This is a genomic window from Pseudalkalibacillus hwajinpoensis (assembly GCF_015234585.1).
GTDB lineage: Bacteria > Bacillota > Bacilli > Bacillales > Guptibacillaceae > Guptibacillus > Guptibacillus hwajinpoensis_B.
The window spans coordinates 20,763-36,511 of record NZ_JADFCM010000008.1 but is presented as its reverse complement, the minus strand read 5'-3'; the positions used below and the strand labels follow the sequence as shown (position 1 = coordinate 36,511).

The window sequence follows — 15,749 nt, the reverse complement described above, 5'->3', positions numbered from 1 at the left end:
AAATAATTTTGTTTTTCAAAAAAACCACTGTGCTAAGAAGCACAGTGGGATGAGTTGGTTTTAAAACGTTTCTTTTTTCATTCGACGATATTTTCCGATCATTGCATAAAAAACCGGGACGAAAACGAGTGTTAATAATGTAGAGGTAGTCAGTCCGCCTATAACCGTAATCGCAAGTCCCTTTGAAATGAGACCTGATGCTGAATTAGAAAGCGCGAGAGGAATGAGGGCAAAGATCGTTGCAAGAGCCGTCATGATGATTGGACGCAATCTCACTTTCGCCGCTTCAACTAAAGCCTCTGTCATTTCTAAACCGTTCATTCGGTTCGTTTCTACGCGATCTAGCAACACTACTGCGTTCGTGACTACAATACCAATCAGCATAAGCATCCCAATCATCGCACTCATAGAGAGCGTTTGACCTGCAATCAGTAGTCCAGCTAATGATCCGATTGGAACAAATATTAATGAGGATAGAATCACGATCGGTGTAATAATTCCTCTAAAGGTTAGACTTAATACAAAAAATACGAGAAGGATCGCTGCAATCATCGCAAGTCCCAGGTCAGCGAAGCCGTCAGTAATCATCTCCTGACCACCGCCAACTTCCATATCAACGCCTTCTGGTAAAGAAAGTACACTGAGATCTTCTTCAACAGCTTGTGAAATTTGTGCAGTATCATCGGACTTGATATCAGCTGAAATTGAAGCAGACGTTCTGCCATCATCATGATAAAGCGTTACTGGTGCTGTCGTTTCTTCAATTGAAGCAAGATCTGATAATGGTTGCACTCCATCTGCAGTTGGAACCTGAAGCTCTTCCAACTCCCGCTTCGATGTTACTTCTTCATTATAAGAAAGAGACATTTTCCACTTCTGGTCATCAATTTCAATTGTCCCGCCATCAAGTGGTTGCAAACGACTATTTACAAGTTGCATAATCTGGAATGGATTAACATTCGCATCTTCACCTTCATCAGTGAGCGTCATTGTCCATTTTGGTTGAACTTCTTCAAGATTGTTAGAAATGTTTGTTAATTCTCTGTCTTGTAATAGAAGTTCCTCAACTTGAGTAGCTGCTTCTGTCAACTTCTCCTGGTCGTCTCCATACAAGCTAACATCAATCGCGTTTCCGCTCGGTGGACCTTCCTGTTGCACTTCTGTTGCTTTAACAGTACCTTCTTCATAAGCTTCTTCTACAATGTTCTGTACATCCTTTTCATACGCCTCTAATGTAGTTTGAAGGTCATCACTGTTCGAAAGTTTTATAAAGACAGTCGTTTCATTATCCTTTGATTGTCCTCCCCCTTCGCCTGGGATTGGGCTACTTGACATTCCGATTGATACTTGACTATAGTCGATTTCTTCTTTCTCATCCAAATAATCTTCTATTTGACTTGCAACCTCATTTGTATCTTCAAGCTGTGTTGTAGGAGGCAGTGATACATTTAACTCGAAAGAATCGCTTTCCCCCGCTGGTAAGAATGAAACGCCAAGTGCGGGAATCATCGCAAGAGAACCTGCGAGTAATAGAATGGATGTCACAATGACGAGCGCTTTTTTCTTAAGTGCCCTTCTTATAAAACGTTCATATAAATGACTTAATCTTGATTCCTTATCGTGATGCTTCACTTTTTTAAAGAATGCACTCCCGAGAACCGGAATCAACATCAGTGCAACTAAGAGTGAAATCGAGATTGAGAAAACGACAGCCAAGCTAAATGGCCTGAAGAATTCACCAAGTATGCCCCCAACAAATGCGAGAGGTAAGAATACAACGAGTGTCGCAATGGTAGAAGAAGCAATAGCCCCTAATACTTCTTTTGTGGCATAGTAGGTTAAAGCTTTGTTGGACAACTCTTCTTTATTCTCCTGACGCCATCTATATATATTTTCAATGACGACAATACTGTCATCTACAATCCGCCCAACAGCAACTGCAAGACCACCCAACGTCATAATGTTCAACGTGTAGCCAAACTGATCGAGGAGGGCAATTGTTCCTAGAATAGAAATTGGTAGAGAAATAATCGCAATAATGGTTGCACGAATGTTTCTCAGGAACAAGAGAATAACAATGACTGTGAACAGTGCGCCGAATCCACCTTCTTTAAGAAGAGAAGAAATTGATTTTTCTACTTCTTCACCTTGATCAAGGATGGTAAATAACTGCACATCATCTGTCTCATATTCACCAAGGACTTCTTTCACTTTATCGACAACGTCCTTCGTATTTTCATCCTGACTTTTTGTTACCTGAATGAGAAAGCTTTCCTGTCCATTAAACCTAGAAATTTCATTCTTCTCTGATGCTTCCGTAACGTCAGCAAAATCCTTAAGAACAACTTCCTTACTATCTTGTGGTGAATTTTGCTGTGCCCCTTGTGGTGACTGACTGCTTTCAATTGCAAATTTTGTGTTTTTTAATTTTTTAAGGGAGTCAATAGAGCCTTGTAGTTTGACTGGAATCGTCGTGTCTTCGTCGTCAACTGATCCAAGAGGAAGGCTATACTCGCTCTGTGTTAATTTATCTTTAATATCATTTAATGTTAGCCCATACTCACTTGCCTTCTCTTCATTCACTTTAATAGAGAGTGTCGTTTCCTTTGCTCCGCTTAAACTTACACTATTCACTCCTGCAAGGCCTTCAAGCTCTGGAACAATCACATCTTCAAGCTTTTGTTGCAGAGCATCCGCATCTTCTGATGAGAGCGCAGCTTCATACACTGGCCTCGCTCCTGCGGACATGCTGATGACCTTAACTTCGGCTTCTTCTGGAAGATCCGCTTTCGAAACGATATCTTCAAGTTCTCGTTTCGTCTCCTCAATATCCGTACCAAACGGATACATGAGAGAAATGGTGCTGGCATTTTCAGAAGATGTACTCGTTAAGTCATCATATTTCGTGCTATTTTCGAGTAGATCTTCCACGGGGGTCGTCACTTCCTGTTCAACTGCCTCTGCTGAAGCACCCGGATAGACCCCTTGAATAATAAGCGCAGGGAATGTGACATCGGGATAAGTCTCTACTTTTATCTGATTAGTAGAAATGATTCCAGCTGCCAATACAAGAATCGTCAATAGCAAAACACCAATCGTATTCTTTAAACTAAATCTAGTAAGAAATTTCATCTCATTCACTCCTTCTTGATCTGACATCAGTATACGACGCGAAAATGAACGCATTATGAACAAACATTTGTTATCTTTTAGTGCTGTTTATTATCTCCATCTCCCAACCGCAAATCTTTGCGTAAATTTATCACTAGGAATAAATAGAAAAAGCGAAAAGAAACACTTACGTTTCTTCTCGCTTTTTCAGTTTAGGGAGTGTAATAGTGATCGTTGTACCAATGCCTACCTTACTTTCAAGCAAAATATTCCCTTGATGAAGATGAACGATTCGTTGAACAATCGCAAGGCCAAGACCGCTACCTCCATTACCCGATCTTGCTTTATCCGCTTTATAAAAACGGTCAAATACATAAGCTTGGTCTTCTTCCGGTATACCACTCCCTGTATCTCTTACTTCTACGATCACTTCTTCTACTTTATCTATCATTTGAATAGAGATAACACCATTTGAATCCGTATACCGAATACTATTTGATAGTAAATTTATCCAAACCTGGCTTAGTTGATCATAATCGGCTTCGATTTGTACTTCCTTCAAATCAACTTCAACCTCAATCCCTTTTTCAGCCCACATCGCTTCAAGAGATACAATCACTTCCCTGAGCTGTTCATCAATTGAATAGCTTCTAAGGTGAAATATAGGATCATCCGCATCAAGTGTCGTCATTTTCAAAAGGTTTTCGCTTAATTTAGATAAGCGTTCTGTTTCTTTTTGAATAATACTAAGGTATTTCTTTCTCTCAACCTCCTCTAACATGTTATCCTGCAATACCCTAGCATAGCCCCCGATCGAAGTAAGTGGAGACTGTATTTCATGAGAAACATTTGCTACGAATTCCTGACGCATTTCTTCTAGATGACTTAAATCGTGCGCCATGTGATCAAAACTTCTTGAAAGGTCACCAATCTCATCATGACGTTCACTATTTATTCGAACAGTAAAATCACCTACAGCTACTTTTTTTGTCGCTTCTGTCAGGTGTTGAATTGGACGAACGACATACCTCATTAATATGACAAAGATGGAGCTTCCAATTATAAGGACAAGTAATAATGTCGTTAGCATCACTCGTTTAATCGTATTTTCTTCAAATGAAAGGTCAGGTCTAATAAATAGAGCATACCGACTTTCGTTGTCCTGAAATGGTAAACCAACATTTAGTTGTGACGGAGGGGAAACTGACCGATCATTCACACGAACAACTCCACCGTTCAACACCTTTTTAATTTGGTCATTGGAGGTTCCCCACTGCCCGTTGTCATTAGGATTGAGCGCTTTACCAGATTCATCGTAAATGATGAGATTATAGTTAAACGTAGGGATATTAGCGATAAATTCAACTGGATCCGTATAATTGGAATTCTCATATAAGGTGATCGTTTGACGTCCAACTTCTGTAATGTCTTCTTGGAGACGCTCTCGGATGGTATCAATATAAAAAACATTCATAATCCAAAAAGAAAGAATGAGACTAATCAAAACGACCCCTATATAGATAACGACACTCCTGAGATAGATCGATCGCTTCATTTGATTAACTCCAGTCGATACCCCAGTCCACGCATAGTTTTAATAACAAAAGGGGTGTCCCTACTATTAAACCTCTCTCTGATTCGTTTAACATGAACATCTATCGTTCGATCGTCTCCTTGAAAATCATAACCCCATATTGATTCAATCAATTGGTTTCGCGTGAAAATCTTACCTGGAGTGCTGGCTAATTTAAACAGAAGTTCAAACTCCTTTTTTGGCAAAGAAATTTTCTCCTTTCCAAGTGCTACTTCAAATGATTCTGCATCCATTTTAAATAACCCTATTGATAAATTCTTCGCACTTTGAATGTGGTATCTCCGTAATAATGCTTTTACGCGCATAACAAGTTCAATAGGATCAAATGGTTTGACGACATAATCATCAGTTCCAAGTTTAAAACCTTTCACTTTATCAGAGGCCTGCCCTCTTGCCGAAACCATGAGAACTGGAATATCGTAATAAGCTCTAATTTCTTCGCATAGTTGCCATCCATCTATATGGGGCATCATAATGTCAATAACTGCGAGATCTATCTTATCAGTCTCGAGGATTTTTTCTGCTTCCTTTCCATCTGAAGCTTTCTTAACAACAAATCCTTCTTTTTCTATGTATAGAGCCATTAAATTAAGAATGTTGGGATCGTCGTCTGCCAGTAATATCGTAATCATGATCATTAGCTCCTTTTCTATATTGATAGTGTAATGGCCTAGTGTGAATAGAAAATGAACGAGTAGATAAAAACGAACCCGTTATTTATTGAAAATGGTAAAATAAAGGCGAAAGAAATCACCAGAAATTCGAGGTGTAGTCGAATGCAGTTAATACATGACTTTTTTGTAAACATGATGATTATACTAGCTCTACTTTTTATTTATTATCAATTTTTTAGAGAAGAAAATCTAGCGCCGACATCTTCTTTGAAAAGAAAATTCCTTAGTGGTTTGTATGCTGGAATAATCGGGGTTTTCCTAATGATTTATAGCATTCAAGTTGATGCAACGACCATTGTCGATCTAAGACATATCCCTCTTTTACTAGTCACCTTATATGGAGGTCCAGTTCCTGGAGTTATTGCTCTTATTGTGATCCAAATAACGCGCTTTATCATTGGAATAAATCTTTCTTCCTTTGTTTCACTTGGTTTGCTAACTTCTCTTTATATCGGTTACCTTATCTTTAGAGAATGGAAGGTTGGGATTTTCATCAAAGCTCTCTGGATGCTCCTTTATTCCAATCTCGTCTTCAGTATCTTAATCGTCTACTTGCTACTTGATATAAAAAGCTTATTTAGTGAAATCAACGTTCTCTTCTGGATTACATCCACTGTGACAGGAGTAATGGCGATTTACACAACAGAGCATTTACGAAAAATAAATCATCTGTTTAAAGAATACAAAAAGAGTGCTACTATCGATCCCCTTACCGGGTTAAACAACGTAAGAAGTTTCGATGACGCGTTAAATCGCGCCATACAGGAAGCAACTGCGAACGATGAAAAGCCCTTATCATTGCTAGTGATTGATATCGATCATTTCAAAAAAGTGAATGATACATATGGCCATGCATCTGGAGATATTGTTTTGACACAGTTTGGTAAGACGCTTAGAAGTGCCGCCAGATTGAATGACATTGTATCTCGAAACGGCGGAGAAGAATTTACCATCTTATTAGGGGATTGCACTAATAGAGAGGCATTGGAGATTGGAGAACGGGTCCGATCCTTGATTGAGGAAAATTCATTTGCAATCAATAAGGATGTAAGTATTCATATCACCGCTTCACTCGGTGCAAGTACTTTTCCCGAAACTGTTCAATCTCCTGCTCAACTTTATCGGGAAGCAGATGAAGCGCTTTATCACGCAAAGCGAAGCGGACGAAATCGCATCTGTTCAAATGAACAAACCATGAAAGTCTATGAATATTAAAAAAAGGGGCTTCCTGCCCCTTTTTCATTTTCCAATCTAATGATTCTATATGAACCCCGTTTAACGATACAATAATGCTCCGACCGCTCCACTGAACTGCCCTAGATGTGGAAAGTAAGCTTTGATATCAAATAATTCCTCAAAACGTTCAAGCTGCTGTCTAAATAATGGATTCGATTGAAAAGTAGAACCGATAAATACTATGTTTGACGTAGATATGGTTTTCGCAAATGGGATAGCCATCATTAAAATCGATTCAGAAATCATTCCAATTAAACATGCCAGCACATCTTCATCCTTTACTTCTTGCTGCTTCATCCGCTCAATGAAACCAAAATTACTGGCAGTTAAATCACCGCCAATGGGCGAGGCATCTCCATATATATCCTTCACCTTTAAATCGATGCCATTTCGATCACCTTTTTCTGCTAGTCGAGTAATCTCATGAAAATCTGTTCGCCCAGTCAATAAGTAAGCAAGTCCCATGAGCATTCCACCGCCTACTCCAGTTCCTCCAAGTCTTTCAGCACTCTGGCCATTAACAGAATGAATGGATGTACCAGTGCCAACGTTCACTACTAAATAGTTATCAGGTAAATGAAGCTTTGCTCGATCCACTAGAGCTCGGAAGCCTGATGTAGTCGCTTCAAATTCCGGAACCATTTCGACTTCATTTTCCACAAGCTTAGCAAGAGCCATTTGCTTCCCACCAGTAATCATTAACTTTGCTTCCTTATGGTTATTTACCCATGACACAACATCGCTTATATTACTCGTTGAAAAAGTCTGATAGCAGTATTTTTCATTCTCAAGATGCACAGTTTTAATTAACGTCCCACCAGCATCGATGCCTATTTTGTTTGCCATACTCACCCCTTCTTTCCCTATTTTAATGAGATAGTTTTATTCTATCCCAGTTCGTTTGAACAAGTAAAACATAGTCAGAAAGAGTCAAAATAAGCCCCTCTATCCTTTGAAAGGATAGAGGGGCTTTGCACGAATGAATGGATCACTCTTTCGGTAGTTGAATTAATACCTTTGTACCTTGTCCTGGCTTACTCTCAATTTTAAGTCGTCCTCTATGCTCGGTTATGATTTTATTACTAACAGTCATTCCAAGACCAATTCCTTTTTCTTTATTGGTATAGAAAGGGACCCCGATCCGCTCGAGACGTTCTTCGTCAATTCCCATGCCATTATCATGAATCTCAATGATGACCCCATTCTGATTTTCTTCAAGAATCACATCAATTTGTCCGTCTTGCTCAATGGCTTCAACCGAATTTTTAAGAATATTGATAAATACCTGTTTCATTTGGTTTCTCTGACATCGAATAACAATTGACTTGAGCTGACTACTTATATTAATCCTTATGTTTTTTGATGAAGCTTGTGGCGTAAGGACTGTAATCGCGTTTTTTATTAGCTTCAGCAAACTTACTTCAGCTACCTCAGAAGCCTCAGGCTTACCAAGAGAAATAAAGCCATTCACAACTTCTTCGATATTGGTAAGCTCATCTTCAATGATTTGGTGATACGTACGATCACTTTCCTCCTGCCTTGCTAGAAGCTTTACAAACCCCTTTATGGAAGTAAGAGGATTCCGAATTTCATGGGCAAATCCAGCTGCTACATCCCCTATCAATGCAAGTTTCTCAATATTTTCGCGGTATTGTTGAAGTTGAATCTTTTCAGTGATATCTCTTGAAATAAACACGAAATGATTGACGTTTCCCTCTTCATCAATAACGGCCATTCCTTTTGCTTCAAGTATAATATCATGTCCAGAAGCATGCAGTTTACGATAAATAGTCGTAATAGGCTGTTTGGTTTCAGTTAATTTCTGAATGGCTCTCTGACACTTTTCAAAATCCTCTGGATGAATAAATGTTAAAATATCTTTTCCTACAACTTCATTCTGTTCATATCCTAATACTTCCTTATAAGAAGGTGATGCATAAACAGATGTTCCTTCATTATTCATCATACAAATTAAATCATTGCTATGTTCTAGAATCATACGATGCTTTTTTTCATTCCAATGAAGCAGCATTTCGGCCTCATGCCTCTCCGTAACATCTCTTGAAACGACAACATAAGATCGCTCATTTTCATTAGAAATACATGTCCCCTGTGATTCAATGTAACGATATATCCCATCCTTACGCTGCATGCGGTATTGAATGATAAGTGGCTGTCGATATTTGACTAATTTAAAAAATTCTTTTCTTACACGTTCCTTGTCTTCTTCATGCACATATCGAATTGAACTACGTCCAATTTCATCTTCAATTCCTTCTCTTGCGTAGGCTCTATATGAAGGTGAAACGTATAGTAGATTTCCTTTAGGATCAAGTAAGCTTATAATTTCATTCATATTCTCTGTAATGAGTTGATAGTTTTCAAGAGTATTTTGTACATTGGCACGATCATAATCCACCTTTTTAATAATCGCTGTCGTTTGCCCAAGAAAATTCTCCACAGGAATCCCAGTAACTTCAACAGGGATATAGGATCCGTCCTTTTTCAACCATCTTTGAACGAGCACTCCAGGGTTAACACCATTAATAGAAGCTTCGATCCGCTTTGAAACAACCTCTCTATTTTCTGGATGAACCGTCTCCCAAATTGACTTACCTTCGAGTTCACTGAAGTGTTCAAACCCGAGAAGATGAACGGCCGCATCATTTAAATAAAGCCACTTTTCTTCTTTTTGAACAACTAGTGCTGTAGTAGAACTTTCGTAGTACTTAACTAATCCTGCTAATTTATCATCCCTCGGTTCCTTAGTTTCATTCTCAGGAGGAGGGCCCGAACGTCTATAGATAGCTGTATTCTCGTTATGATTCATAGCTTCTCCTTCTAAAATATGATATTCGTGCAGCGGGTCTTTTGAGGGATATGAATACTTACATATCTTCTTTAAAAATAGCCGTTTTCCTGCAACTATTCTTTAATTCAAAAAAAGAAGATAACAAATGACGTTATCTTCTCCTCCTTTATTCAATTAGAACGTTCTTCGTACCACCTACGTCCAAAATCAACGAGATCTCGTTGATTAAAAAGTTTGCATATGGCAGCACCTATCTTCATTCTTCTAAAGTGTTCTTTATTTTCAAATTGAAACCCAATTTGATCAAAGCAATCTGAATCATAATCAATCTCTGTATATGTTTTCCATACTCGTTCACCATTTTCGATTAATGCTGCAGACTTTTCTGAGCGTTCCTTCTTGGTTGAAGCGTGTTCAGAAAGGTGAAATGAAGTGTTACTATCATGACCTACTCCAAGCATAAGGATTTTTCCATCAAGCTTATATATCTTTCCAAGAGGAGAGTTCTCTCCAAAACCATTCTCAATTGAATGGTCATTTGTAATGAAGTATTTATGTTTGCCCCAGGCAGCAAACGAATACATCGGATGATAACTGCGCACGACACCTGGGAATGTTCTAAACAACTCCGCTACCACTCCCATGCCACGCGTAGGAGTGGTATCACAGCAAAATGCTGGCATATTCTCTCGAATAATAGGCCACCACTCTTCTGGAACTGGCGGATTCATCCAGTCTGCTGGCTCTGAATTACTCGCTGACTGCGCTGGCATGACAATCGTTCCTTCTTCTCCAACAGCTCTTATCAATGCTAATATAAGAGCTTCTGCACCCCCGCATACCCATCCTAACGAGCTTAAAGATGTATGAACGATTAATGTCATTCCGTCCTTTACCCCAAGCTCTTTCAAATCTTTTTCAAGACTATCGATTGTAAGGGGGAAATATACCTTATTCATTACATTTCTCTCTGTCATGATTCTTCCTCCAGTAAGATGTCATAGTATGATTCTCGTTTGATGCTCAGCTTCTCTTTTTCATCAAATAAGGCTTGAAGCTCTGTAAGGTCCTTCATTTCATTAAGCATCTGATCGATTTGATCAATCAGGGACTCAATTTCCTCAAGCTCACATTCTATTGAATTCGATTTCGTTTTATTTTCCACCTTCTGAATGGGAGGTGACGGGACTATACTCTTCCTTGACCTCCAACCATTAATCATTTCCTCGTGCTTTATCTTAGCTTCTGAATAACTATACAAATGCTGGTAAAGGTGTTGATTTTCAATCCAATATGTCACTGGAAAACACTTATTCAGAAAATAGCGATCATGCGAGACACAAACGATCGTCCCAGGAAAGCGCTCAATCGCATCCTCTAATACCTCTCTGGAGTCAATATCGAGATGATTTGTTGGCTCATCAAGAACTAATAAATTTAGATCCTTACTCATCAATTCAGCAAGACGTAAACGCATCTTCTCGCCACCACTCAAGGAAGAAATCTTAGCAAAAACGTCATATCCGTAAAATAAAAATCGAGCTAATTCATGTCTAGCGTCTCCTTCTGATACTTTTGCTGATTCACGGTAGACATCAATGACACGTTCTTCTCCACGATCTTCTAGGACATGTTGAGAAAGGTAACCGATTTTCACACTTCCGCCTACCTTTACTTGTCCAATAGAAGGATCTACATTTCCGAGCAGAACATTTAGAAGCGTTGTCTTTCCACTTCCGTTTCTCCCAACAATAGCGACCCGCTCACCGTACCTTACGTGCAAATCAACTTCAGTAAATAATACGTTTTGTTTATAACCCGCTGTAACATTTTCAAAAGAGAGAACATCTTCTCCACTGCGCTCCTTCACCTCAAAGTCCAGGCCAATTTTCTTCCGATCTAAAACCGGACGTCTCAATTTGTCCATACGCTCTAGAGCACGCTCCATATTTCTTGCACGCTTATGAAGGGCGGCATTCGGAGGATTAGCTTGATTAGCCCACTCTCTTAAACGTTTGATCGCTTCTCTCATTTTTTTGATTTTCTTTTGCTGTTCCTGATAGGCAGCAAACTCTGTGAGCAACAGCTCTTCTTTTTTCTTTACAAACTCACTATAAGATCCGTGATAGACGGTTAACTCACCATCTTCAAGATCCATGATTTTCGTAACCACTTCATCAAGAAAATACCGATCATGTGAGATCATTAAGACCGTTCCACTATATTGCTTCAAAAAGCTTTCAAGCCACTCAACCGCTTCCACATCAAGGTGATTTGTTGGCTCATCAAGTAAGAGCAAATCTGGTTCTTTTAATAACAGTAACCCTAGACTTATTTTTGTCTTCTCTCCTCCACTCAAACGATCGAATGATGCATTCAACAAATGCTGAATACCAAGTCCATTCGCTACACTTTGAATAGATGAATCTATTTCATATCCTCCCATACAAGTAAAACTCTCAAGCAATTGCCCATATTCTTTGAGTTCACGTTTGGTTTCTTGTCCATTCGCCATTTGAGATTCAAGTACGTTCATTCGTTCTTGCATTTCTACAAGATCACTAAAAGCTTTTCTTAAGACATCTTCTACCAGTACCCCTGGATAGTTTGGAATTTGGGCTAAGTATCCGATCTCTGTCCCTTTTTTATAATAAATCATTCCATCATCTACCTGCTCAACACCTGCTAACAATTGAAAAAGAGTCGTCTTTCCACAACCATTCCTTCCAACAATACCTACACGTTCCTTCGCATTTATCTCAAAAGATATATGTTCAAAAATAAGAGTCCCACCAAGCATCTTACTAATCGTTTGTGCTGTAACGATCATTATAATCAGTCCTTTCATTCAGATAAGCATACAAAAAACCACAGATAAGGATACACCTCACCTGTGGTTGAATATGGCATCATTTCACTTTAAGTCTACTAAAACCTTAAGATACTTAAAGCAAATAAAAAAGAGCGACAAATTTGCCGCTCTCTTTTCAGTAAATTTATACATTCCGCCTGAAGCAGGGTAAGAGAGCCTTACGCTTTGTTTCCTATGAAGTTGCTGTTTTTGGACACACCTGTCCCATCGGCAGCTACTTCATGAAAAATCGCACGGCAAATTGATACATAATCCATAAATTCCGTACGTACAAAAGCGTTAGACATCCCTTCCTCACCTCCTTAAATTAATACTTTCATTCTATCTGAATGCTCTGACAAAATCAACCTTCAGCTACGCGAAGACCAATGACAGAAATGACAACACAAGATATTAACACTAATTGCATTCTATTTTTGGGTTCTTTAAACCAATACATACCGATCAATACACTGCCCGCTGATCCTATGCCAGTCCATATCGCATAGGCTGTTCCTACCGGTAGAGCTTTTAATGATAAAGACAACATAAAAAAGCTCATGCTTCCGAAAAGAATTGTAAAAATAGAAGGCTTTAATTTTGTAAACCCTTCTGATAACTTCAAGCTAATAACACCGCCAACTTCACCTAGACCAGCGATTAACAATGCAATCCATGCCATTTTGCTTCCCTCCTAAGCTTCCTTTGCATTTAACTTCAAACCGATAATAGAAGAAATAAGCAATAAGATAAAAAATAGTTTTATGAAACTAATCGATTCATTTAAGAACATCATTCCAATCACAGCTGTCCCTGCTGCGCCTAATCCTGTAAATATGGCGTATGCTGTACCTACAGGTAAATATTTTAATGCCCTAGCGAAAAAGTAAAAGCTTGTTGCAATACCAACGATCGTTAACAAGCTTATAAGTGGTTTCGTAAAGCCATCTGAATATTTTAATCCAATAGCCCATAATACTTCCATCAGACCACCGATCACAAGATAGATCCATGCCATCTTATTTCTCCTCCTTACTATGAACGCCTCTAATAAATAGAGTCCAGGAATTTTCTAACCGTTTATTATGTTCTTCAGGTGAATAGTAGAAAATTTGTTCAAACATACCGTCAAGTAAACATAAATAAGCATCAAAAACTCGTTCCCATTCCTCATTTGGGAGCATCTGCTCGAGAATAGACTTAATCACTCTCTTCATCACATTCTCCGTTTTTTCAAACATTTGAGCGATTTCCTTCCGTAACGACTCTGGTGGAAATAGCATCATTCTTTTGAAAATAAGTCCCATTTCATCATTCCGTAAATACTCTGTATTTTCACGAAGAAGGTCATATAATTGTTTCTCAGGTGATTGATTGCTTAATCGTTCAGCCGTCTTTACAAAAAACGCATTGTAATCAACTGATACTTTATGAATCACACCTAAAAATAAATCTTCTTTACTTTTATAATGCGCATATAAGGAAGGTTTTTTTATGCCTACTCCTTTAGCAATATCCGAAAGGGAAGTCCCTTCAAATCCATTACGTGCAAATAGAATGAGGGCCACCTCTTTAATTCGATCCTGAGTCGATTCTTTTTTCATATATCATTACCTACCGATCGTTAGTTGTTAACAAATAAAAAACGCAGGCATTTGCCTACCACTCGTTAGTTATTATATCAACAATACCTATCATATGCAACGATCACAAAAAAAAAGCAGCCACTAGGTAAATATCGTAGTGGCTACATCTAAGGGAATAAGGGTTTTCAACTAATTAGACGAGCAACTACCTCATGAGGTTTCAAAAAAAGAAGATTTTTTTCATTTCATTCTTATTCTAGGATTATCTACAAAAAAGAGAGTGATTTGTCATTGATCGATTATAGCGAAAATGAATGCTACACATATATCGGGGCAAAAAAAGGACCGGCAAATGCCGGTCTTCCTGGTAACGGAATATTTGAAAGGGGGTCTTAGGGTCATCTTATCAAAGGAGTATAGGTGTGAACAGGTCCTTCAATACCGGTACAATCGAACGAAGTAACTTCTTTTTTATCATTTAATGTCCTTTGAACTAGTACAATCTGTTCACTTTTAATCATAGCAAGAAAAAATATGTCTTTTGAATCAATCCCTCCCCCACTTTATAGGCTATTTTATAAGTAAGCTCTTACTCGATTTGAGCGAAAATTGCTTTATATTTCAATTCCCCAACAACCTACTGAAAAATATTTCCCTTACAAGGGAAATGTGTCAAAATATAACTAGCAATTGAGATTGAAAGCAGGTGGAATAAGGATGTACTGTCCACATTGTGGAAAAAAAAGAGGCGATGATGAACAATTTTGCTTCTCTTGTGGAAAAGAACTAGTCACTCAAAATAAATCTAAGCATAGCCTATCCATTCTGTGGCGTTGGTTACCAGTGATGGTGTTTTTTCTTCTTTCTAGCACACTTGCCGGCTATTATTTTTATGAAGAATCAACGTCAAAGGCAGCGATTCGCTCTTTTGAAAAGGGAGAGGAATTAGCTAAAAACGGCAAGCTGGAAGAAGCACAAAATGAGTTTAATGAGGCCCAAAAAAACCGACCTCGTTTCCCAGCTGCCCAAAAAAACGAAAATATTGTAACGATCGCATTAAACGTTGAAGAGACTTTAAAACAGGCGGAAACCGCAAGAAAAAAAGATAACTACAGTAATGCCTTAGATTTGATTAAAGAAGCTGAGCAAACCTCAGCATCCTATAAAGGTGATCTTTTCTCTACTTTACAAGAAGACATCGGAACGGTTCGGACAACTGTGATGGTTGCCGAATTAAAGTATGATATGAAAGGGAAAGAATCCATTGATGAATTGAAACCTGTGTTAACAAGGGCTGAAAGTTTACAAGTAGATGAAGCCCAAGACATAGCCGGACAAATTCGAAATCAAATTGTCGACTTCTCAATTAATGAAGCAAATGGTTATTTGGAAGAGAACCACTTTACGGAAGCATTAAACTCAGTAGAAGAAGGCTTAGAAATCAATAAAGGTAACGAAAAGCTATCAAACCTCCAAACCGTAATTGAAAAGAGACGAAATTCGTTTGAGGAGGAGCAACAGAAGCGAATTGAACATGCTATGGTTGCTGCAGCAAAAGAAGAAGAAATGAATCGTACAAGCGCGATTGAGCTCAATGAATTAGAAACAAAGGTGACAGATTACAATGAATTAAAAGTAACAGGTACGGTCACAAGCAAAGCCACTGTTCCCGTCAATTCGATCGGGGCTTCTTATAAAGTATTGGACGGAGATGGAAAAGAGTTTGATAAAGGGGAGGTTTATATTAACCCCGACAAACTTTATCCTGACGATACAGGTAAATTTGACTTTATGATCTACGATGTAGGTGAAGACGTGAAGGATCTTGATCAATTCACAGTCGAAATTGATCATTTCACATGGTACTTGGATTAGCAGAAAGGAG

The 15,749-nt window shown here is 38.5% G+C and carries 13 protein-coding genes; 2 read left to right on the top strand and 11 right to left on the bottom strand.

The features are described from left to right. Positions 1-60 precede the first annotated feature (60 nt). The 3 genes from IQ283_RS11745 to IQ283_RS11735 all read right to left on the bottom strand — a co-directional run bounded on the left by IQ283_RS11745 (position 61) and on the right by IQ283_RS11735 (position 5,337). Complete coding sequence (locus tag IQ283_RS11745) at positions 61-3,132, bottom strand: efflux RND transporter permease subunit (protein WP_194220346.1); 3,072 nt, start codon at positions 3,130-3,132, stop codon at positions 61-63. A gap of 166 nt (positions 3,133-3,298) precedes the next feature. Continuing rightward, positions 3,299-4,666: a sensor histidine kinase gene (locus IQ283_RS11740; RefSeq protein ID WP_194220345.1), complete on the bottom strand. Its 1,368-nt coding sequence runs from the start codon at positions 4,664-4,666 to the stop codon at positions 3,299-3,301. Continuing rightward, on the bottom strand, positions 4,663-5,337 hold the full coding sequence (locus IQ283_RS11735; protein WP_194220344.1) for a response regulator transcription factor: 675 nt from the start codon (positions 5,335-5,337) through the stop codon (positions 4,663-4,665). The genes IQ283_RS11740 and IQ283_RS11735 overlap by 4 nt, the downstream gene beginning before the upstream one ends. 144 nt (positions 5,338-5,481) lie before the next feature. On the opposite strand from IQ283_RS11735, the gene IQ283_RS11730 reads away from it, so the two are divergent. Next, complete coding sequence (locus IQ283_RS11730; RefSeq protein WP_194220343.1) at positions 5,482-6,594, top strand: diguanylate cyclase; 1,113 nt, start codon at positions 5,482-5,484, stop codon at positions 6,592-6,594. Between the two features lie 60 nt (positions 6,595-6,654). On the opposite strand, the gene coaW is transcribed toward IQ283_RS11730, so the two are convergent. From coaW to IQ283_RS11695, 8 genes are all read right to left on the bottom strand, one after another. Further along, a complete protein-coding gene (gene coaW / locus IQ283_RS11725) occupies positions 6,655-7,461 on the bottom strand; it encodes a type II pantothenate kinase (RefSeq protein WP_194220342.1) in 807 nt (268 codons plus the stop codon). A gap of 142 nt (positions 7,462-7,603) precedes the next feature. Further along, the gene (locus tag IQ283_RS11720; protein ID WP_194220341.1) at positions 7,604-9,445 is read right to left on the bottom strand and encodes a PAS domain-containing sensor histidine kinase; all 1,842 of its coding nucleotides are present in this window, start codon (positions 9,443-9,445) and stop codon (positions 7,604-7,606) included. Between the two features lie 152 nt (positions 9,446-9,597). Then, a complete protein-coding gene (locus IQ283_RS11715) occupies positions 9,598-10,404 on the bottom strand; it encodes an aminoglycoside N(3)-acetyltransferase (RefSeq protein WP_194220340.1) in 807 nt (268 codons plus the stop codon). Beyond that, a complete protein-coding gene (abc-f, locus tag IQ283_RS11710) occupies positions 10,401-12,260 on the bottom strand; it encodes a ribosomal protection-like ABC-F family protein (RefSeq protein ID WP_408962616.1) in 1,860 nt (619 codons plus the stop codon). The genes IQ283_RS11715 and abc-f overlap by 4 nt, the downstream gene beginning before the upstream one ends. A gap of 197 nt (positions 12,261-12,457) precedes the next feature. Further along, entirely contained in the window at positions 12,458-12,586 is a 129-nt protein-coding gene (locus IQ283_RS24290; RefSeq protein ID WP_276511833.1) for an RAxF-45 family protein, read from the bottom strand. Positions 12,587-12,642: 56 nt separating this feature from the next. Further along, a complete protein-coding gene (locus tag IQ283_RS11705) occupies positions 12,643-12,960 on the bottom strand; it encodes a DMT family transporter (RefSeq protein ID WP_194220338.1) in 318 nt (105 codons plus the stop codon). 12 nt (positions 12,961-12,972) lie between these two features. Then, positions 12,973-13,296, bottom strand: a complete 324-nt coding sequence (locus IQ283_RS11700; RefSeq protein ID WP_194220337.1) for a DMT family transporter — start codon at positions 13,294-13,296, stop codon at positions 12,973-12,975. A 1-nt stretch (position 13,297) separates the two neighbouring features. Then, positions 13,298-13,882: a TetR/AcrR family transcriptional regulator gene (locus IQ283_RS11695; RefSeq protein ID WP_194220336.1), complete on the bottom strand. Its 585-nt coding sequence runs from the start codon at positions 13,880-13,882 to the stop codon at positions 13,298-13,300. A 699-nt stretch (positions 13,883-14,581) separates the two neighbouring features. On the opposite strand from IQ283_RS11695, the gene IQ283_RS11690 reads away from it, so the two are divergent. Next, positions 14,582-15,739 carry a zinc-ribbon domain-containing protein gene (locus tag IQ283_RS11690; RefSeq protein WP_194220335.1) on the top strand — a complete coding sequence of 386 codons (1,158 nt, stop codon included), beginning with the start codon at positions 14,582-14,584 and terminating at the stop codon, positions 15,737-15,739. Positions 15,740-15,749: the final 10 nt, after the last annotated feature.